Source organism: Rhodohalobacter halophilus (genome assembly GCF_001715195.1).
Lineage (GTDB): Bacteria > Bacteroidota > Rhodothermia > Balneolales > Balneolaceae > Rhodohalobacter > Rhodohalobacter halophilus.
This window is the reverse complement of sequence record NZ_MDWE01000008.1, coordinates 39,048-60,771: the sequence shown is the minus strand read 5'-3', so window position 1 is coordinate 60,771 and position 21,724 is coordinate 39,048. Positions and strand designations below refer to the sequence as shown.

General features: G+C 45.1%; 18 protein-coding genes and 1 tRNA gene. 2 read left to right on the top strand and 17 right to left on the bottom strand.

Going from position 1 to position 21,724, the window contains the following annotated elements:
- Positions 1 to 265: 265 nt before the first annotated feature.
- Complete coding sequence (locus BG260_RS03370) at positions 266 to 3,019, top strand: TonB-dependent receptor (protein ID WP_176719424.1); 2,754 nt, start codon at positions 266 to 268, stop codon at positions 3,017 to 3,019.
- A 159-nt stretch (positions 3,020 to 3,178) separates the two neighbouring features.
- Here BG260_RS03370 and BG260_RS03365 read toward each other — a convergent pair whose 3' ends face one another.
- From BG260_RS03365 to BG260_RS03350, 4 genes are all read right to left on the bottom strand, one after another.
- On the bottom strand, positions 3,179 to 4,150 hold the full coding sequence (locus tag BG260_RS03365; protein ID WP_069130537.1) for a 6-bladed beta-propeller: 972 nt from the start codon (positions 4,148 to 4,150) through the stop codon (positions 3,179 to 3,181).
- Between the two features lie 65 nt (positions 4,151 to 4,215).
- Entirely contained in the window at positions 4,216 to 4,443 is a 228-nt protein-coding gene (locus tag BG260_RS03360) for a hypothetical protein (protein ID WP_069130536.1), read from the bottom strand.
- A gap of 226 nt (positions 4,444 to 4,669) precedes the next feature.
- The gene (gene clpB / locus BG260_RS03355; RefSeq protein ID WP_069130535.1) at positions 4,670 to 7,306 is read right to left on the bottom strand and encodes an ATP-dependent chaperone ClpB; all 2,637 of its coding nucleotides are present in this window, start codon (positions 7,304 to 7,306) and stop codon (positions 4,670 to 4,672) included.
- A 243-nt stretch (positions 7,307 to 7,549) separates the two neighbouring features.
- Positions 7,550 to 7,993, bottom strand: coding sequence for a hypothetical protein (locus tag BG260_RS03350; protein ID WP_069130534.1), 444 nt, complete (start codon positions 7,991 to 7,993; stop codon positions 7,550 to 7,552).
- Positions 7,994 to 8,455: 462 nt separating this feature from the next.
- Between BG260_RS03350 and BG260_RS03345 the strand changes: the two genes are divergently transcribed.
- A complete protein-coding gene (locus tag BG260_RS03345) occupies positions 8,456 to 8,983 on the top strand; it encodes a macro domain-containing protein (RefSeq protein ID WP_069130533.1) in 528 nt (175 codons plus the stop codon).
- Positions 8,984 to 8,986: 3 nt separating this feature from the next.
- On the opposite strand, the gene BG260_RS03340 is transcribed toward BG260_RS03345, so the two are convergent.
- From BG260_RS03340 to uvrA, 13 genes are all read right to left on the bottom strand, one after another.
- Positions 8,987 to 9,775 (bottom strand): S1/P1 nuclease, encoded by a 789-nt coding sequence (locus BG260_RS03340; protein WP_083750072.1) that lies wholly within the window; start codon positions 9,773 to 9,775, stop codon positions 8,987 to 8,989.
- Between the two features lie 71 nt (positions 9,776 to 9,846).
- Entirely contained in the window at positions 9,847 to 10,833 is a 987-nt protein-coding gene (locus tag BG260_RS14325) for a DnaJ C-terminal domain-containing protein (RefSeq protein ID WP_069130532.1), read from the bottom strand.
- Positions 10,834 to 10,983: 150 nt separating this feature from the next.
- The gene (locus tag BG260_RS14575; protein ID WP_083750071.1) at positions 10,984 to 11,229 is read right to left on the bottom strand and encodes a GIY-YIG nuclease family protein; all 246 of its coding nucleotides are present in this window, start codon (positions 11,227 to 11,229) and stop codon (positions 10,984 to 10,986) included.
- A 171-nt stretch (positions 11,230 to 11,400) separates the two neighbouring features.
- Positions 11,401 to 11,667, bottom strand: coding sequence for a GIY-YIG nuclease family protein (locus tag BG260_RS14515; RefSeq protein ID WP_069130531.1), 267 nt, complete (start codon positions 11,665 to 11,667; stop codon positions 11,401 to 11,403).
- Positions 11,668 to 11,734: 67 nt separating this feature from the next.
- Positions 11,735 to 11,806: transfer RNA gene (locus tag BG260_RS03325), tRNA-Gly, on the bottom strand.
- A 145-nt stretch (positions 11,807 to 11,951) separates the two neighbouring features.
- A complete protein-coding gene (locus BG260_RS03320; RefSeq protein WP_069130530.1) occupies positions 11,952 to 12,404 on the bottom strand; it encodes a cupin domain-containing protein in 453 nt (150 codons plus the stop codon).
- Positions 12,397 to 13,503, bottom strand: coding sequence for a RuBisCO large subunit C-terminal-like domain-containing protein (locus tag BG260_RS03315; RefSeq protein ID WP_069130529.1), 1,107 nt, complete (start codon positions 13,501 to 13,503; stop codon positions 12,397 to 12,399). The genes BG260_RS03320 and BG260_RS03315 overlap by 8 nt, the downstream gene beginning before the upstream one ends.
- Positions 13,504 to 13,514: 11 nt before the next feature.
- On the bottom strand, positions 13,515 to 14,792 hold the full coding sequence (locus BG260_RS03310; protein ID WP_069130528.1) for an adenylosuccinate synthase: 1,278 nt from the start codon (positions 14,790 to 14,792) through the stop codon (positions 13,515 to 13,517).
- Between the two features lie 68 nt (positions 14,793 to 14,860).
- The gene (locus BG260_RS03305; protein ID WP_069130527.1) at positions 14,861 to 15,205 is read right to left on the bottom strand and encodes an STAS domain-containing protein; all 345 of its coding nucleotides are present in this window, start codon (positions 15,203 to 15,205) and stop codon (positions 14,861 to 14,863) included.
- Positions 15,206 to 15,236: 31 nt separating this feature from the next.
- Positions 15,237 to 16,166 (bottom strand): protein translocase subunit SecF, encoded by a 930-nt coding sequence (gene secF / locus BG260_RS03300; RefSeq protein ID WP_069130526.1) that lies wholly within the window; start codon positions 16,164 to 16,166, stop codon positions 15,237 to 15,239.
- A 42-nt stretch (positions 16,167 to 16,208) separates the two neighbouring features.
- A complete protein-coding gene (secD, locus tag BG260_RS03295; RefSeq protein ID WP_069130525.1) occupies positions 16,209 to 18,014 on the bottom strand; it encodes a protein translocase subunit SecD in 1,806 nt (601 codons plus the stop codon).
- A 117-nt stretch (positions 18,015 to 18,131) separates the two neighbouring features.
- On the bottom strand, positions 18,132 to 18,689 hold the full coding sequence (locus BG260_RS03290; protein ID WP_069130524.1) for a hypothetical protein: 558 nt from the start codon (positions 18,687 to 18,689) through the stop codon (positions 18,132 to 18,134).
- A 102-nt stretch (positions 18,690 to 18,791) separates the two neighbouring features.
- Positions 18,792 to 21,632 (bottom strand): excinuclease ABC subunit UvrA, encoded by a 2,841-nt coding sequence (uvrA, locus tag BG260_RS03285; protein ID WP_069130523.1) that lies wholly within the window; start codon positions 21,630 to 21,632, stop codon positions 18,792 to 18,794.
- Positions 21,633 to 21,724: the final 92 nt, after the last annotated feature.

The window sequence follows — 21,724 nt, the reverse complement described above, 5'->3', positions numbered from 1 at the left end:
TTTTTGCACATATTCCACATCTTCAATTAGAAACTCCTCTCAGTACATTTCTTTTCAAAACGCTCCTCCAGACTAATCTTATTAACCGAACGACTTTTCCTGATTGAACGATTTATCTTTGGTTGTGATTTTATTTAAAAATATAGACTGCACGGGGTGGAAAAAACTGTAGTCTATAAAAATGAAGTAAGACCTAAACAGTATAGACCCATCTATGCTCTTTAAGATCTCTTCAGTAATAAATCGCAATCAAATCTCAAGTCATATGATATCAACGCTCATACAATACAAAATATATCGTACCATCTCTAAGATGGCGGGTTGGATGATGCTGATGTTGATCTTTACAGCAGCTCAATCATTTGCACAACGAGGAACCGTTGAGGGAGTCGTTTCTGACACTGACAATAATCCGTTACCGGGTGCCAATGTTGTTTTAGTCGGTGAAAATATCGGTACTTCAACAAATCCGAACGGTGAATATTCGATTAGTGCATCTGCCGGTGACTACACCCTTCAGGTAAGTTTTTTAGGTTATCAGACCTACCGACAGGATATCACAATTTCTTCAGGTGAAACAGTGACTGTAAATATTACGCTTGAATTAGCAACTGTTGGCGGTGATGAAGTCGTAGTTCTTGGTACGCGCCGGCAAGGCAGGACAATAACACAATCGCCCGTTCCGGTAGATGTAATCAGTGCAGCAGAGGTTCAGGCAACAGGATTTACACAAACCACTGCAGTCATTCGGGCTTTGGTTCCCTCCTTTAACTCTCCCGAATCATCTATCACAGATGGAACTGACCACGTTCGGCCAGCCACTTTAAGAGGGCTAGGACCCGATCAAACATTGGTACTTGTTAACGGTAAGCGACGCCACACCAGCTCCATTCTTCACGTAAACGGATCGGTTGGTCGTGGTTCCACAGGGGTTGACCTTAATGCCATCCCCGTAAATATGATTGAGAGAATTGAAGTATTACGAGATGGGGCTGCTGCCCAGTACGGATCGGATGCTATTGCCGGAGTGATTAATATCATCCTGAAAGAGTCGACAGGTTTTGACGCATCTTTTTCCTACGGACAAAACCTTACACAGGAAGAGCGCGGGTATGCTTCAGGAGAAGCTCTTCCAGATGGAGGTTCAAACGCAGATTTTCTGTCTTCCCCCTACTATCCCGGACAAGAAGATGTATGGCATTATGACGGAAAGACTGTAAACCTGCATTTGGGTTATGGTTTTGAACTGCCAAACAACGGAAGTTTATATGTAGCCGGTCAATATCGAGATCGTGGCAAATCGAGCCGGGCCGGTTTGGATCCACGCCCTAACTATCCGGAAATAAACGGAGATCCCGATCCTCGAGAGCAGACATTTGACCGATTTAATCATCGTTACGGCTCAAGTGAACTTCTGGACGTGAGTGGTTTTTTTAGCGGCAGCATGGAAGTAGCACCCGATGTTGAACTCTATGCATTTGGCGGCATGAGTTTCAGAGAAGGAGAATCCGGCGGCTTTTATCGCCGGGCACTGGATGCCAGGAACGTGCCGGAATACTATCCGGATGGCTTCCTACCCCTGATTACCTCAAACGTTTATGACGGTTCATTTTCAGCTGGAATAAAAGGACGAACCGGTGACTGGAGCTATGATTTCAGCCAGGTTTACGGACACAACTCTATTGAGTACGGAGTAACAAACTCAGTAAACACATCAATCGGCGTTGGAAGTCCAACCACCTTTAAAGCCGGCACGCTTGCGTTTGATCAGGCAACAACCAATCTCGATTTTGTGAGAACAGCTGATATTGGAACCGCACAACCGCTGAGTATTGCTTTGGGGGGTGAATTCCGCTATGAACTCTACAGAATCATTCGCGGTGAAGCCGAATCGTATGCCGATGGCGGCAACGGAGCTGCACCGGGAGCACAGGTATTCCCTGGATTCTCTCCTCGCAACGAACAGAATGAAGACCGATACAGTATCGCAGCTTATGCCGATTTTGAAACAGATATCACCGACCCATGGACATTGGGCGTTGCAGGCAGATTCGAAAGCTACAGTGATTTTGGAAATACTCTGACAGGTAAGATTTCAACCCGGTTTGAAATTACCGAAGGATTGGCCGTACGTGGTGCAGCGAGTACCGGATTCCGTGCTCCATCCCTTGCTCAGTCATACTTCACCTCTATCGCTACCGTCTTTATCGATGGCACTCCGTTCGAGGTTGGTACTTTCCCCGTTAATTCTGCTGCTGCACAGGCGCTTGGGGCGGAGTCACTCGATGCGGAAACATCAGTCAACCTGAGTGCAGGTGCCACATTTGAGCGTGGTAATTTCTCATTAACTGCCGACGTGTATCGCATCACCATTGATGACCGTGTAGTGTTTACGGAGAATTTCACCGGTCAAGACCTTGCCGATTTTCTGCAAAACCAGGGAATTAACGCAACCGGTGGCCGCTACTTCACAAACGCGGTGGATACTGAGACACAGGGTTTAGATGTGATTGCAAGATATGGATTTAATCTTGCAGACAACTCTACACTGCGCTTCACACTCGGAATGAACTTCAATGAAACCGAAATTACCAACAAGGATGAGATTGACACCCCGGCAGAACTGGAAGGCTTAACCGATGTTCCGCTCTTCGGGCGAGTTGAAATCGGGCGGTTTGAGGTAGGCCAGCCGAGCAGCAACATCAATTTTATGGCCAACTACTCACGTGATAACTGGTCGCTGATGCTGCGCGGTGTTCGGTACGGAGAAATTGAAGTCTTGCGATCGAACCCGGATGAGGATCAGGTGTATGGAAATGTCTTTACAACGGACCTTGAGTTCACCTACAATATCAGCGAAAACGTTGCTATCGCGTTGGGAGGAAACAACATCTTTGATGTTTACCCGGACAAAACATTCCAGGGGAACAGCTTTAATGGAATCTTTCAGTATTCCGGTTTTTCACCCTCCGGGTTTGAAGGGCGATATGTTTACTCCAGAATTCGGGTGAGTATCTAACCGTTCAAACTAACTTTAGAACACAAAACCCTCCAAGAATTCGAAACTCTTGGAGGGTTTTTTATTGGAACAAATTCCCGTCAGGACGCTTTGTGCGGGCAGACGGGTAAAATGTTCACTTTCCATCGGCTTCGACAAGCCTGTATCCACTAGATTCAATTACTCATAAAACTCATAAGCAACAACGTTTGTCTCTTCTTGATTGAGCATGTAAAGAGCTCCTTCGGATTGTGAATATCCTAGAACCTTACCTCTTTGTGGCAAAGTAATTTCCTGTACCACATTGCCACTAACATCCAAAATCTTTGCAAGATTAGAGCCACCGGTTTGTGTTCCTAGCTGAACCAAAAAATGATCCTCACTGAGCACAACAAAACCTCGAAAAAAAGTACCCATTGGCATAAAAGTACCTAAACTGTAAACCTTCTGTCGATGTGATGTTGCCTCATTTGGAATCATTCGGAGTTCGTTATTAATCCCATCCGCAATTTTTGGTATTCCATCAATTGAAAATTCTCGTTTTAGGTTGAAGTGTTTATCATATAAACGAAACTTATTTTGATAGTTCCAGGCAAACAACCAGTATGATCCAATAGAAAACATATTATACTCAGCCAATAAACCCGGCTGCAATTCAAAATCCAGAAAGACACTTTCCTGGGAACCCTTTTCTAAATCGTATACGATGAGCTCTTCTTCATAAAATTGAGTCAATGCAATGAACAATTTATTATCCCAGAAATGCATGTCGTATGAATTTATTGGGTTATTAATAAAATACTCATGCTTCAAGTAGGTAAGCGAACTATCGTAAACATAAAAGAACGGCATCATTCCAATTGCATAAACTCTGTCTTCAGCTGGAGTGATAATTCTTGGTCCATGAACGAATTCGCCTGGTCCTCGTCCTTCTCCTCCACTTTTTCCAATCAATTCTCCACTCAAATTAAAAGCGTATACGTTCAGCCCTCTGAAATCCGCGATGTAGATTTTTTCATCTTCTATTTTAAAATCACGTATATCATAGAATGAAGTACCGTTTAACTCTGGTTTACTTATTTCATCACCAATTTTATAGTCTGTTTGAACCAAGAAGAATAATGAAATACAAATAAATAACAGCTGATTCATATCTTAATATAAAAATTAAATACTGCCACTTAAATGGCAGTATTGATGCAAATTTGTAATTAATATTAATCCATTATTTCTACAGCACATTGCATCCCGGCATTTGGGCAAATACTATCGACAAACATATGCCACTGTGCTTCGGAGTAATTTCCATTTTCATATTGTTCGTCTGCTGTTGCTACACAATTATTTGTCAAATCTGCGCAATCTTGGAGATCTGGATCACTATCTGCTAAATTAACTCCAACTACTAAAACAGTTATTAGTAAGACTTTTTCTATTATTTTCATAACCTATTGATTTGATTTATGTTTCTCATAAATACCCCAAATGGCTCCACCAAAGTACCCCCCCCTCTTGTTTAGATTCAATTTAAACAAGGGAATTCTTCACATCAGAGTGATTATCTAACTTCAATGTGTAAGCCATAAAAAAACCTCCAAGATTTCGAAAACCTTGGAGGTTTTTTTATTGAATTTAATTTTCCGACGTACGGAGCGGTCTGCCGGGGTAATTTTAATCAGCCCATGCTTCGGCATCGTTGTACACTTCGGCAAATTCAAGTTTGCTTCCATCTTTGCTGACAGTAGCCTCAAACTCAATGCCTTCGCTATCATCCTCTCGCTGAATCAACTGTTTGGCAAGCTGATTGACAATCTGAGTTTGAATAACACGCTTCAGCGGTCGGGCTCCGTAAACCGGATCGTATCCTCGAGCGGCCAGCCAGTCTTTCACCTTATCACTCACTGATAGTGATACCTTGTTCTTGGTTAGCATCTTCTCAACACGCTGCAACTGTATATCCACAATCTGCCGGATATGTCGCTGATCGAGCGGATGGAATACAACCACATCATCAATACGGTTCAAGAACTCAGGACGTATGGTTTTCTTCAGCTGTTCAAAGAGTTTGTCCTGAAGTTCTCTGTAGGTGGCATCATCCATTTCGCCTCCGCTCTTCTCAATCCGCTCTGAAATTAAATGGGACCCGATGTTGCTGGTCATAATCACAATCGTATTGGTAAAATCGACCGTTACGCCTTTGTTGTCTGTTAGTCGGCCATCATCCAGAACCTGCAGCAGTATGTTAAAGGCATCGGGATGAGCTTTTTCGATCTCGTCAAGCAATACAACAGAATAGGGCTTTCGTCGAACCGCTTCGGTTAACTGGCCACCCTCATCATATCCGACATATCCGGGAGGGGCACCGATCAGCCGGCTCACGCTGTGTTTCTCCATATATTCACTCATGTCGATCCGAATCATGGCGTCCTCATCATTAAAGAGGAAATCAGCCAGTGATCTTGCCAGTTCCGTCTTACCCACACCGGTGGATCCCAGGAACATAAACGACCCGATCGGTCGGTTCTCATCCTGCAGGCCGGCTCTTGATCGCCTTACTGCATCAGAGACCGCCTCGATAGCCTGATCCTGGCCAATCACCCGCTTATGGAGTTCATCTTCCAACTTGAGCAATTTTTGACGCTCGCTGGATAACATCTTGTTGACCGGAATTCCGGTCCATCGGCTCACAATATCTGCAATCTCTTCAGCTTCAACCTGCTCTTTCAGCAAAGATCTGCCTTCCTGAACATCATCCAGTTTGGCTTTCGTCTCTTCAAGATCTTTCTCAAGCTGTGTAATGGTCCCGTAGCGCAGTTCAGCTACCTTTTCATACTGACCTTCGCGTTCCGCTTTATCGGCCTGATTGCGAGCCGTTTCGATCGCCTGCTTCAATTCACGGGTTTTCTGGATCAGCCCTTTTTCGTGATCCCACTGTGCCCGCATTGATTTCCGTTTCTCTTCCAGGTCAGCGAGTTCTTTTTCATTTGCTTTCAGTTTCGCGTCATCATTTTCACGCTTCAGGGCTTCCCGCTCAATCTCAAGCTGCCGAATCTGGCGTTCAATGCTGTCGAGCTCTTCAGGCATTGAATCGATCTGTAATCTCAGTCGTGAAGCGGCTTCATCAATCAGGTCAATGGCCTTGTCCGGTAAAAATCGATCCGCAATATACCGATGAGATAATTCTGCGGCGGCTACAATAGCCGCGTCTGTAATCCGCACTCCATGGTGAACCTCATATCTCTCCTGAAGCCCGCGCAAAATCGATACTGTATCTTCAATCGATGGCTCTCCCACAAAGACCGTTTGCAGTCGCCGTTCGAGCGCCTTGTCTTTCTCAATATATTTTCTGTATTCGGTCAACGTAGTAGCACCGATCGCATGCAGCTCGCCACGGGCCAGCGACGGTTTCAAAATATTGGCCGCATCCATCGATCCTTCCGTTGCGCCGGCACCCACGAGTGTATGGATCTCATCAATAAAGAGGATAATCTCCCCATCGGAATCCATCACCTCTTTCACCACGGCCTTGAGGCGCTCCTCAAATTCACCGCGGAACTTGGTCCCGGCCACCAATGCACCCATATCAAGTGCCACAATCTGTTTTGATTTCAACCCTTCGGGTACGTCTCCGCGTACAATTCGCAGCGCCAATCCTTCGGCAATGGCCGTTTTACCCACGCCTGGCTCACCAATCAGAACGGGATTGTTCTTGGTTCGGCGTGAGAGTATCTGCATCACACGGCGAATCTCCTGATCTCGCCCGATAACCGGATCCAGCTTATTTTTCTCTGCCAGCTCATTCAGGTTTCGGGCATACTTTTTCAGCGCCTGGTAGCGACTCTCCGCATTTGGATCATCCACTGTCTGGCTTCCTCGCACATCCTTCAAAACCTGGAGTACCTGGTCTTTCTTCACCCCCTGATCCTTCAGCAGTGAGCTTGTTTCGGATGATGCACCCATCATCCCAAGCAGAATATGCTCGGAACTGATATACTCATCTCCAAGCTCTGTAGCCTCACTTTGAGCCTTGTCAAACATTGCCTTCGTGTTGTTCGACAGATACTGACCGGAAACGGATGCCCCTTTCACAACCGGAAAGGATTTAATCTTTTCCTCCAACTGATCCAACAGCGACGAAACATTGACGCCGATCTTTTTCAGTATCTGAATCGTCACATTTTCCGAATCACTTAACAGCGCTTTTAGAATATGTGCCGGCTCCACAGCCTGGTGGTTAGCATTTTGAGCCAGCTCAAGTGCCGCCTGTACAGCCTCTTGTGCCTTAATCGTAAACTTATTGAAATTCATTTTAGCTCCTGTTTATAATTTCTTTTTTATTGATACAGATTTATTGATACAGAAGCTAAAACCGTACCCTGTAGGCCGAACCTGTCGGAATTGCAGTGCACCCGACAACCTGTGCAACAGATTCTCTATTTGGCAGAGTATTACTCTATGACACTGCCTCAATTGCATCCAATACAAAAAACCGTCTGCCATATTGCTCTATGACAAACGGTTTCCATTAACCCTCAATTCAATTTTAAACAGTTACTCTTGTGTGGATGTAAACTGTCCGGAGTTCACTCCTCGTTGCAGAAAATCGAAAATACGATCCTGGTTCGTATAATCCAGTTCAGCGATTAGAACCTCACTCTGTGGAAAGTTGTCGGGATGGGTGTAATAATCCACAGCCAGTTGAGCTTTCTTTTGCACTCTTTCTGATGGATGATCTTCAGCAATGGCTGCGGCAGTTGCTATAACTTTATCCGAAGAAAATTCTGGATACTCAACTTTGTAGCTGATCATATTAAATAGCGCTGACTCCACTACACCGGAAACATCCGATGAAAGCCCATAAATCAAACCCTCTTCCAGGCGTTCGGTTTGAGATTCACTTATAGTGTAGCTCTGAACGTCTTGAGAGAAAGCCTCTGTTGTAATTGATAAAATGAACAGAGAAATAATGAAAATTATATGGATTGAATTCTTCATAACACTTGAGTTCTTACGTTTACTTACTTGAATGTTTGATTGACTCAAAAGATAGTTTCGTTCTCAATAGCACTTCAAGTGGATGTGCCATCCGCATTAAACATCTTCAATCATTTTATATGACATTTTTACATGAAAGCGTTTCTAAAGTTTAGGTTGGTTTCATGTGCAATTTTGTAATCATTTTTTAGACTAATCACACTTAACTTTTTTGCAATAAAAAAGCCCTTACATTTTCCACCATCAATGGGAAGCGCTTTTTGATATTTTTTCTGCTTAGCTGACAATTAATCATATAAAAATTCTGTTATATCGATAATGTAAACGCTTTTCGGGCTGCCTGTTTTGTCGTTTTGACATCGGACAACTCGGGAAATTGAGAGCGAAATTCATTTTGCAGCTCCTTCTTTAACCTGTATGTTAAGGGAATGAAATACCTGCAAAGAATCTAATAAAGCCGTTATGCATGTAGAGTTTAATGAAGTGATGGTCGAACTGATGACCGGCGACATATCTGACCAGCCCGATTGTGATGCAATTGTGAATGCTGCAAATGCCCAACTCAAGTCGGGAGGTGGTGTAGCCGGTGCCATACATGGGAAAGGAGATCCTGAGCTGGAGGAGTTAACCCGCCCGCTCGCGCCTATTAAACCGGGAGAAGCCGTCATTACAGAAGCACCAAACCTGCCCAATAAGTATGTTGTCCACTGCCTTGGTCCTGTTTATGGCAAAGATAAACCTGAGGAGGAGTTGCTTAAAAAATGTTATCAGAATGCGTTACAGGTAGCCGAAGAGAATAAGATTGAGTCGATTGTATTTCCGGCACTTTCAACAGGGGCATTCGGTTATCCAATGAAAGAAGCAGCTCAGGTTGCTTTTTCAGCAGTTAAAGAAAAGGCCGCTGAGCTGAATCATGTAAAATATATACGATTTGTTCTCTATTCTGCTGCAGACTATAACCTCCACCTGCAGGTATTCAAAGAGTATTAAAAACTACCGTTCACCGTAAATTTCATTGAGCACTCCGGCCATTCGAATTCCGGCTTTTAAAAGCTGGTCAAAAATAGCATCACGGTTTACATATCGGTATTCGTAACCGATTCTCATGTTATCCGGCAAATTATAAACACGATCGCGCATACTCATCGATTCGTATGCCCAGTCTCTAACCGTAGCGCTTTGCAGTTCTTCAACCTCTTCTTCAGAGATGTAATCAATTTCCCAGGCAATTTCTGTGTAACTCATCTGAAGAGAATTAATAATGTCACTGTCCCACACCCTGTGCAAGTTTGAGTCGTTCCCCATCCACTGAAGACGCACCTGATTACCACCCATATCCTCACCTGTTCCCACATGAAGCGGCTGATGGATATCGCCAATCATGTGCATGACCATTCTGAGTTTATCTCTCTCCTCTTTTTCAGTCAACCCTCCCTGCTTCAGCTCCTCAATTAATGTTTCGAGAGCCCAGATAATATCGCCTCCCTCATCCTGCTCAGCCTCTTCGTAGGTCTTTCCATCCGGGATTGTAGCCCAATGCCAGGTCCTCGTGTAGTCGTACTCACTGTCCGATCGAATATCATCCATCCAAACCGATGATAGCGCCATGCTTCTGCCATCCAGTATTTCATATACACGCTCTCTAACATCGTCCTGAAGGTAAGCATCAGCCACTTCACCGGTCACATAATGCCCGATTTGCCCCCATTTTTCATTGTTATGAGTATCTACCTCAAAAGGTGATATGATGAGAAGTGCGAAAAAAAGTGTTAAGATATTCATCTAAATAGATTTTTAATCGTTGGTGTGATACAGTAAAATATCACCATTTATTCGAACTGACTAACGCAAAATTATGACCGAAGCTCTGAGAGTTTTTTATAGAGTTTTTTCTCTTCTGAGCTCAATTTTTCAGGAATCCGGAGGGAGATTTTAATAAAGTAGTTTCCTCGTTTACCCGGATTATTAAACTCTGGCAAGCCTCTTCCTGCCAGTCGAAACATGCTGCCATTCTGAGTTTCCGGTGGAATATTCAATTTCACTTTTCCATCCAATGTTTGCACCGTTAACTCCCCACCGAGTGCGGCCTGATAAACCGGTACCTCGACGGTTTGAATAATGTCTTTCCCTTTCCGTTCATACCCGTCCGGTTCATTAATATTAATCTTCAGATAAAGATCTCCCTTCACACCACCGTGTCCGGGCTTACCTTTACCCTTCAGCTTAAGGCGTTTTCCATCCTCAATACCGGCCGGAATCTTAACCTTCATCTTCTCCGAGCCGATACGAAGCTGTTTTTCAACACCCCGAATCACATCCGCAAGATCCACATTGATTTGAGCCTCTGTATCCGCTACCCGGCTTTGGCGCCTGGATCGTGCACCGGAGTACGTTTGTGATGTTTGTCTTCCAAACGGATCTCCTCCGTTCCCCCCAAACTGGCCGCCGCCGAATAGGGTTTCAAAAAAACTGGAGAATGGACTGCCGGCTCCTGAAGAATGTTGTCCGCCGCCAAAAAGGTCCTCCATATTTATATTGGTTCGTTGCCTGCCGCCGCCCTGACCTGCATACTGCTGCCAATTGAAGTCATCGGCACCGGCACCGGCTTGCTGATATTTCTTCCAATCAGAACCAACCTGATCATACAGTTTTCTCTTCTCCGGGTCTTTCAATACCTCATACGCTTCACCAATCTCCTTAAACTTTTCTTCGGCGCGCTTATTTCCCGGATTCTTATCAGGATGAAACTTTGCAGCCATCTTCCGGTACTTTTTCTTAATCTCCTCCTGTGTAGCGTCACGGGATACGCCCAGCGTCTTGTAGTAATCTTTATAGTCCATAATCAGTTGATCATATCCATATTTTACTACTCATAATTGCAAAAGTAATGCCACTGCCCTCCTCATTGCTGTATTGGCAGTACAAACTGACGGAATGGACGATCTGCGTATCGCATAATGAAAATAGATCAACACCCTTCCGGTCAACATTTATAATACGCGTGTCAATTTATTACATTCGTTAACCCCTGAGTTCACAAGTCGCCCAAGAAACTCACGGCTCTTTTGATTCTTGATAAAGTTCTCAAACTTGATGGGACCAGACTTATTCTCAAAAGATTTAAAAAAGACAATTTCCCACGGAATTCCCGATTTCGTTGAGCGAGTCATTCCATTATTATGCCGGTCCAACCGGCCCTGAGGTGTTGCCGCAGTATAACCTCTATATGTACTGATCTGGCAACGAGCTGAAGATTATATAGGTGAAATACATCTCAACTGAGTTTAGATACTCAAACAAAAAAAGCCCAAAACATTGTTTTGAGCTTTTTAATGAGCGGGAAATCCCGAATTGCTCGGGACGCCCCCAACCTTGGTACCGAGTCGTCGGGATGCTCTTCCGCTGAGCTAAAAATTACATTCATTTTCGTCTGAGTTTATCAGTCGTTCAAGAAATTTCCGGCTTTTCTGTCTTTTTATGAGGTTTTCGAACCTGAATGCGTCTGATTTATCATCAAAAGATTTGGAGAAAACAATTGTCCAGGGAATTCCTGATTTAGTGGAGTGAGTCATGCCGTTGTTGTGTCGGTTTAATCGATCTTGAGGAGTTGAAGATGTGTATCCGATATAATACCCGTCCTTTGACAGACTATATAAAATGTAGGTATAGAACATATCTCTTGAATTGAGGCATAAATAAAAAAGGCTCAATCTGGATGAACAAATTGAGCCTTAATAAGTGAGCGGGAAACGGGATTTGAACCCGCGACCCCAACCTTGGCAAGGTTGTGCTCTACCACTGAGCTATTCCCGCTGGTATTTGGTGTTTAAAATTCAGTAAATCAATGAACCTCGCGCCCCCAACATTGGTCCCGAGGCGTCGGGATGCTCTACCACTGAGCTACTCCCGATTTTTCAAGAGCAGTAAATATACGATTGTCGGAGGGACCTTTTCAAGGTTATTTTCTGATTTTCTTCAAAACTTTTTTGTCAGTTATTCTATTGGATATCTCAGTGTCATCCGGAATGACCGGTTTATCCCGGTATCTATCAACTGTACATAGAAAACCTAATTCCCGGTCCGTATCAGCTAAAAACTGATGAATGGTATTGGGTGAAATAAAGATCACATCGTGTTCTTGAACCTGTTTGATTTCGTTGTCTAATACTACAGAGCCAGCTCCCTTTAAAATTACAACGCTGTGAGGATGTCGATGCATCTCCAGAGATGAGTAGCCTCCGGGCTCAATTTCAAAATATCGGGTGTGAAAGTTCAGATCCGGATAGTCGTCGGTTAAAAGTGAATACCGTGAAACAGATTTAAAATTTGTTTTTTCCGTCTTGTATTCACGTCTGGATATAGATTCCCATCCGTCCGGTGTGGCTTTAATCACTTTTGACCGATCACTCATGGCTATCTAACGCTTTTTGAAATTCTTGGGCAGCATCACGTAAATCTCCCTGTTTGTACAAACTCCCGCCAATTAAAAAAAGTGTATCCACACCATAATCCCGAACCAACTCAGCTATTGTATCCAAACGAACACCCCCGCCGGGTGCCGGGAAGGTGGATTGAAGATTACCCAATTTTGATCGGCAGGTGCTGTTTATTGATTTACAAAGATCTCTTGAAAATGAGAATCTTCCGCCTGCATTTGGATAGATGGAAATATCTGATCCCAACGCTCGCATGAGTTTTCCAAAATAAAGAATTGGAGAGATTCCACCCTGCGTTTTAAGTACGGAACCGCTAAATGCAGGATGAACCATGATCGGAAGGCCTCCCAAGCTTGCAAGTTCATGAACCGTTTCCGGCCCGATTAGCTGAGGAGCAATCAATACGCCATCAGCACCTAAGTCGGAAGCGAGCTTGTAGTTGTCGGCGATTTTAAGAGGAGATGTTGTAATATTTGGGAAGTAGAGCGACTTTTTTCCGGAGATTTGTTCACCTGCCCGAACAGCCCGAAGACAGAATTGAACCCTCTCTTTGAATGGAGCGGATCGTTGATTGGTTAACCCATGATCGTCCTTTATAATATCAATACCGCCACATGTAAATTGCTCGGCCATTGTCGCAAGCTCTCTGCTGGATGTGCCAATCGGCTTAATTACGGCACAGCTGAGTGCCCGGTTCGAAATGCCCAAAAGCTCTCTTACACCCTCAATCCCAAATGAAGGCCCCTGAAATGTTTGACTGATTACATCGGTATCTACATCTACCAAACTGCACCAGGGTTGGAGCGAGATATTGCCAAAAAGGATATTCAGAAACTGTGTAATATCTGAATCAAAAAGAGCCGTCTTGAAGGTGATGGTCGCTGACCAGATATCAGCGTTCACCTGCTCAAGTTCAGTGACGTAAGCGATGTTGCCCTTCGCTGAGTCCGGTACAACCTCAGGAGGCATCTCAACGGATTGTTCAATGGCGATCATCTCAGCTTTAGACTCAGCATCAGCCCGGCCGGATGCCTTGACGTGGTACTGAGCCCAAAATGAGTTCTTAGTGCTCATCAACAACAGACTTAGCGAACAATGGTTTCTGAGCGTTTCGGCCCGGTGGATACAATCGTAAAATCTACCCCTATAAACTCTTCGATAAACTCGATATAAGTCCGGGCGTTTTCCGGCAGTTCGTCATACGAAGAGATGTCACGCGTAGATCTCTGCCAGCCGGAAAAAGTTTTGTAGATCGGTTTCAGTCGCTCAACCTGATCTGTCTCGGTTGGATAGTGATCAATTGTCTCACCATCCAGCTCATAACCCGTACACACTTTGATGGTTTCGAAATCATCCATCACATCCAGCTTTGTGAGAGCGAGCTCATTCATGCCATTTAATCTGACAGCATATTTGAGTGCAATCAAGTCAAGCCAGCCGCATCGCCGTGGTCTTCCGGTTGTAGCACCAAATTCCTGTCCGTTTTTCCGAAGTTTTTCCCCGTCAGAATCGTCCAGCTCAGTTGGGAATGGCCCATTGCCCACACGTGTGCAGTAGGCTTTTGTAATGCCAAGTGAGTGAGTTATTGCAAGTGGCGGAACACCGCTCCCGGTACATGCACCGCCAGCTGTAGGTGAAGAGGAAGTAACATACGGATAGGTACCGTGATCCACATCCAGTAAACTTCCCTGAGCTCCTTCAAGAAGAATCGGTTCGTTCATCTCAACAGCATTATGCAGCAATTCCGTAGTGTTGCAAATATATTTCTTTACCGTATCGATTGCAGGTTTGAGCTGAGAAACCATCTCATCTGCATTCAACTCCGGCTCGTTATATACATGCTTCAGAGCATTGTTGATGTCTGCCAGATTCTTCCTGATTTTCTCCTCAAGAAGTTCCGGATTTAGCAGATCCCCCATTCGAATACCTACCCGCGATACTTTACTTACATACGCCGGACCAATACCTCGCCCGGTTGTACCGATCGCATCACTGCCGCGACTCTTCTCTTTTACCTGATCGAGTACTTTGTGATAGGGTAAAATAACGTGAGCTGAACTGCTGATGAACAGGCGATCGTGCAAGTCAATATCCACGAGTTGTTCTACTTCTTTGATCTCTTCTACAAGTGCGATTGGGTCGATAACAACACCGTTACCGATAATGCACTTCGAATCTCCGTTAAACATTCCGGATGGAATGAGGTGAAGAACGATCGTTTTATCGTCAAATTTCAGGGTGTGGCCTGCATTTGCCCCTCCCTGATATCGTACAACATAGTTCGACTCTTTACTTAGCAGATCAACAATTTTTCCTTTTCCTTCGTCGCCCCATTGAGCGCCGATAATAATTCGTACAGCCATAGATTCCAAAAAAAAGGAGGTGTATGGATACACCTCCTTCGTTAAAAGTTTAGTTGTAAGCGGATGAGTTACTTCTCTTCATAAGAGGCAACTGCGTCGTCAACAGATCGGAAATGCTTGAAAACGGTAATGAGTTTCGTAACCATCAGCAAGCTTTCAATTTTATCTGAAGCGTTTGCGATTCGGAGATCTCCTCCTGCTTTCCGAAGAGTAGTCAGCCCGCCAATGAGCATTCCCAGCCCTGAGGAGTTCATAAATTTCACTTTACTCAGATCAACAACAACATTCTTTTTGCCCTCGTCGATGAGCTTATGAAGAGACTCATTCAGATTTACAGCGTCAGGACCGCCCATTACATTCCCTTTCATTTCGATGACTACAGAATTGTAGCGTTCAGAAACATTAAAGCTCATATCACTTACCCATTAGTTTGTTAGTTAACAATCAAGATTTTGCCTTTGCCTTCATGGCTCGTTTCTGAAGCTCTAAAACAAGCGAGCTGGCAACAAAGAGTGAACTGTAAGTCCCTAAAATTACGCCAAGTACGAGCGCAAATGCGAAACCTTTAAGCACCTCTCCGCCGAATATAAACAGCACAGTTACTACAAACAAGGTAGTAACCGAAGTGATTACAGTTCGGCTCAATGTGTCGTTCAGGCTTTTGTTGACCATATCCTTAAACGCCATTGTCTTATATATAATAGAGTTTTCGCGGATACGATCAAATACTACTACGGTATCATTCAGCGAATAACCGACAATAGTCAAAAAAGCTGCGATAATTGTCTGATCGATACTCATATCAAACGGAGCAAATTCGGCCATCAGTGTAAAAACCCCGAGTACAATCAGCACATCGTGGGCCAGTGCGGCAATCGCGCCGGCTGAGAAATACCACCCTTTAAACCGGATAAAAATGTAAATGAACACGACCGCCAACGCAAAGATAATGGAGTAGAGTGCGCCCTGGCGAAGGTCTTCAGCAAATCGTGGGCCTACAAGGTCGGTTTTCTCCACAGTTACGGTGGCGTCGGGATATAGCTGAGCAAATGTGCTCATGATGGTTTCCCGAACTACATCAATCTCCCCTTCCGCATCTGTTCGAAGCAGAATTTCACGATCGGAACCAAAGAGTTTAATCTCCGGTGCATTTCCGGTGCCCAGCGGCTCAGTCAGTTCTGCCCTTAACTCTACAACATCCACAGGCTGATCGAACTCAAAAACGAACTCTTTTCCGCCCCGGAAGTCAATTCCATAATTCAGTCCCAGGCCGAAAATGGCCACAATGGATATCACGATCATCGTACCTGAAAATAGATACGCGATCTTCTGTCCTCGTATAAAATCGAAACTTGGTGTTTCAAACCATCTCATAATGTATTACCTATTTTTTAAACTGTTTAAATTCGTGAGTGATTAACCGAAATTGACGGTTGCTGTTTTATCGCGTGTCAGGTAATCCACAATCACACGTGTAATCACAATCGCACTAAAGAGAGAGGCTACAATACCTGCCATCAGTGTTACGGCAAATCCCTTAATCGGCCCTACTCCAAAACTGTAGAGGATAATTGCTACAAAGAATGTGGTTACGTTCGCATCAACAATAGCGCTCATGGCGTTAGAGTACCCGTTATCAATAGCAGCCCTGAGCGTTTTACCTCCTCGCATCTCTTCACGAATTCTATCAAATATCAGTACGTTGGCATCTACCGCCATACCAATCGTCAATACAATACCGGCCATACCGGGCAAGGTTAACGTGGCTTGGAAGGCTGCCAAAATCCCGAGGATAAAGATGATATTCAGGATGAGTGCGATGTCTGCAATGGCACCTCCGGTTCGGTAATAAACAATCATAAACAGAGCTACCACGGTGAGCCCAAAGAGCGTTGAGTAGAGACCGGCTTTAATCGAAGCCTCACCCAGCGACGCTCCTACGGTTCGTTCCTCAACAATATCGAGCGGTGCAGGCAGGGCACCCGAGAGCAGAATGTTTACCAAATCTTCCGCTTCCTGAACGCCTCCAATTCCGGTAATAGAAGAACGCCCGTTATTAATCGCATTTTGAACGGTTGGGTAGGACACGACAAATCCATCAAGTGCAATAGCAACAGGACGGCCGATATTGGCTCCTGTAATTCGCGCCCATCGGCGAGCACCCTCAGAGTTCATGGTCATGGACACCTCGGCTGCGTTGGTGGTTGGATCGAAAGCTACACGAGCTTCATCAATCACATCACCGGTCAGTTCGATCTGGCTTCGCACGGCGATCAGCTCAAATAGTTCCAGACCGCTATCGGTAGCAAATGGCTGAGCCCCCCACATAAGTGACATGTTTCGCGGAATGAGTCGCTGTACCTCCTCTTTCTTTAGGAGAGTATTAACTGTGGAAGTATCCGGAGCGGCAGCATATCCAAACACGTACTGGTTCCGTCCATTTGGGTTGAAAATTTCTAACAAATTATCTTCGCCAAGCTCCTCAAGTTCTTCCTGATTTTCCTGGAAATAGTTAACAACCTGCTGTTTTGCAGCATTGATCTCGTCGGGTTCAGCTACCATTCTGAATTCCAAACGCGCTGTTCCCCGCAGAAGATCACGTACACGCTCTTCGTCGTCTACACCCGGAAGCTCAACTACAATCCGGTTGGTACCCTGCTGAAGAATACCCGGTTCAGTCACACCAAAACGATCAATACGAGAACGGATAATCTCCATGGCGCGGGTTACCGCTTCATCCCGCTGATTTTTCAAGTACTCGGTAATTTCAGCATTCGTTGATCTACGGGTGATGTTTTGAGCATCTGACCGATAGTAACGACTTAGCATCGCATCGGGATCGCGCGACTCAAACTCATTGACAAACTCGTCGATAAAGTCTGTTCGCTGCTCGAAAGCACGCTCAGCGGCTACGTCAATTATTTCCCTCAAATTCTGATCTGCAAAGTCACCTGCAAGTTCAAATACCAGTTGTGGAGTCTCAATTTCCAGCGTTACATACATCCCGCCCTGCAAGTCAAGACCGAGGGAGAGAGATTTCTCTTGAAGTCTGTTCAACTTCTCAAGATTTTCGGTCTGATACTGAATCCTTTCTGATTCAGTCATATCGGCCATATGGCGCTGTTCTAAATTCCATTGTAAAGTTGGGAATAGGTACCAGAGCGTCAGTCCTAAAAAGACAACGATGGAACCGATTTTAAACCCGTTGTTTTGACCTTTCATATATGATTCGTTCAAGTTTTGTGATTGATAATCGAACACCCTGAATAGGGCAGTTTTTAAAAAGATAGGATAGCAGGCTGGCAAACGGTTAAACCGCTCCGACCCAGGCAGAAAAATCTACGGCGCGTTAATACTGATACCGCTAATCAGTGGCTGAATAGAAAACCGGGGAGAAAAGTAGGTGTAGTTGAAATTTGATTCAAAATCATGAAAAGTATTCAAATTCCCCTGAACGGCTGCAAACAGCTTACACAAACTATTGGATGTTATCCATTTTTGGGATGGAACAGGAGTTTCAGGCAGCAGAGCATCCGTTCCGGTTTGCTGCTGCTGAAAAAGATTCCATTGGCCAACCAGCCACGATGTAACCTGATCACTGCTGTCTTCGGGGAGTGAACGGTTTAGGCGAAAATCCTCTTTGTTACTGGAGATCAGATGAGACGCCTGTTCAACCAAAACTCTAAAATCGGAAACCTGCTCAGGCAATTTGAGAATCGCACTGCGGAGTTCATTTTCAGAATCTTCACCGGTTGAGGCTACATTTTGGTTGAGCCACTGTGTGAAAGCCGTTTTTTGAGCATGACTCGTAAACGGGACCACCAAATGTGCCAACAGTCCGGTCATCAAAAAAGAGATGACTGTGGTACGAATAATATGTGTAAACCGCTTTTTCATCAGACTGTCAAAAATAGGCAGTAGGCACGCGGTTGACAAATTAATTTTTGAGGAAAACGCAGATACTACTCCACGGGCGGAAAACCGAAATACTCTTAGCTGCTAACTTCCCACCGTTGGTTTTGCTCTCTCAAACTCCTGCTTTAAAAATGTCCCTGTAAAGCTCTCCTCAACCTGTGCAATCTCCTCCGGTGTGCCTTCGGCAATTATTTCTCCGCCACCTTCGCCGCCTTCCGGTCCGAGATCAATGATCCAGTCGGCCGCTTTGATCAGATCCAGGTTGTGTTCAATCACGATAACGGTATTTCCCTTTTCCACCAGTTTCTGGATCACATTTACCAGCATTCTCACGTCCTGAAAGTGGAGGCCGGTAGTCGGTTCATCCATAATGTAGATCGTGTCGCCGGTACCGATTTTTGATAATTCGCGAGATAGTTTGATTCGCTGAGCTTCCCCGCCACTGAGTGTGGTACTCGACTGGCCAAGTGTTAAATATCCAAGCCCGACAGAGTTCAGCGTCTCCAGTTTTCGTTTGATGGACGGAACCGAATCAAAAAACTCCTCAGCTTCGCTGATCGGCATTTGCAACACATCGGAAATGTTTTTGCCTTTGTAGTGAATTTCAAGCGTTTCGCGATTGTAGCGTTTGCCGTTGCAGGTTTCGCAATCCACGTAGATATCAGGTAGGAAATTCATCTCAATCTTTCGAACACCATCTCCCCGGCACGCTTCGCATCGGCCGCCCTTTACATTAAAAGAGAAGCGTCCCTGATCGTAACCGCGGATTTTAGACTCTGGCAGCTCAGCGAAGAGTGATCGAATTTGATCAAACACCTTGGTATACGTTCCGGGGTTGGATCGCGGAGTTCGGCCAATCGGACTTTGATCGATCGAAATCACCTTGTCTACATTTTTCAAACCTTCAATGTGATCGTAAGGAAGGGGAACAGACTTTGAGTTATAAAATTCGTTGGATAGAATCGGAACCAGTGTTTGATTGATCAGTGAGCTTTTACCGCTTCCGCTCACACCGGTTACACAGATAAATTTTCCAAGCGGAATGCTGAGATCTACATTTTTCAGGTTATGGCCGCGAGCTTTATGAATGGATAGTGATTTACCGCTACCCTTCCTCCGTTTTTCGGGATAGGGAATCACCTCTTCGTCCCGGAGAAATTTGGTGGTCATCGCTTTGGGATCGAGCTCGTCGGGCTTACCCTGCGTAACGATGTGCCCGCCTTCGGTTCCGGCACCCGGGCCCAAATCAACTACATAGTCGGCATGTTCAATGGTTTCCCGGTCGTGCTCCACCACAATAACGCTGTTACCCAAATCGCGCAGCGTTTCCAGAGACTTGATCAGTTTAATGTTATCCCGCTGATGCAATCCAATACTCGGTTCGTCCAGAATGTAGAGAACCCCGACCAGCTGTGTACCAATCTGTGTGGCAAGCCGGATTCGCTGCGCTTCTCCGCCACTCAAAGTTTGAGCTTCACGGTTTAGCGTCAGGTAATCGAGTCCTACATTCAATAGAAAATCGATCCGGTCGATGACCTCTTTTAAAACCTGTTGGCCAATTTTTCGCTGGCGTTCAGTCAGCTTCAGGTTTCCAACTGTTAGTCTCAGTTTTCGGATGTCCTGATTGACCAGATCCTGAATGCCAAACCCGTCAATTTTGTATGATAGAGCCTCTTTGTTGAGTCGTCCGCCGCCGCACTCCGGGCAGTCAATTTTGGAGAGGTACGCCTTGGCTTTGTCTCTCTGCTTATTCGACTTGCTGTCTTCATATTGGTCCCGAATGATCGACCTCAAACCGGCATAAGAGTGTTTGTAGGTTACATTGCTGTTTTTAAAATCGTAGCTCACATTAAATTTCTGATCTCTGCCCCCTTCAAAAAGCAGGTCGAGCGCTTCTTCAGGGAAGTTTTTGATTGGTGTGTGGAAATCAAGTTCTACTGAATCCAGGACTGCTTGTAGCTGTTTGAATACAAAAATATCACGTGGTTCTCCGAGGAATCGAATGGCTCCCTCGGCGATGGTCTGCTCCGGATTTGGAATGACGAGCTCACGACTCACATCATACCGGTAGCCAAGTCCGTTACACGCTTTGCAGGCTCCATATGGAGAGTTGAATGAGAATAAATTTGGCGCGGGATCTTCGTAAGAGAGACCGCTTTCAGGGTCGTAAAGATGCTTTGAAAAAACTTTATCGGTAATTTCACCATCTTCCTGTACACCGAGAATAAGGTTGCCATCGGCCATTTCCAGCGCCATGTGAACGCTATCGGATATTCGTTTTTCGCTCTTTGGTGAGATCACAAACCGATCCACCACAACTTCCACATTGTGTGTTTTATAGCGATCCAGCTTGATCTCTCCTTCCAGGTCAATCAGCTCACCGTCCACGCGGGCTTTTACAAATCCCTGTTTCTGCATCTGTTCAAACAGCTCTCGGTAGTGTCCTTTTCGTCCGCGAACCACGGGTGCCATGCAGTACGCTTTCGTTCCCTTGGGCAGTTCCATAATTGCCTGTACAATCTGGTCGGATGTCTGCTTCTCCATCTTGTTGCCTGAGATGTAGGAGTAGGGTACACCGATACGGGCGTAAAGAAGACGCAAGAAGTCATAGATTTCTGTAACGGTCCCAACCGTTGAGCGCGGATTGCGGTTGGTTGTTTTCTGATCGATGGAGATTACAGGGGAGAGCCCGTCGATAAAATCCACTTCGGGACGCTCCATCATGCCGAGAAACTGACGCGCGTAGGCGGATAGCGACTCCATAAACCGTCGTTGTCCTTCCGCATAAATCGTATCGAAGGCGAGGGAGGATTTACCCGATCCCGACAGACCGGTGAAAACCACGAGCTGCTCCCGGGGAATGTCGATGTCGAAATTTTTGAGATTGTGTTCGCGCGCTCCGCGGATGATGATGTTATTTTTCAAAAGTGTACTGACTGTATTCAGAATTCAATTAGGCAACCGTCAAAAATACGAAACGTTTAACGGAAAGGCATACGGATCAAACAAATAAAAAA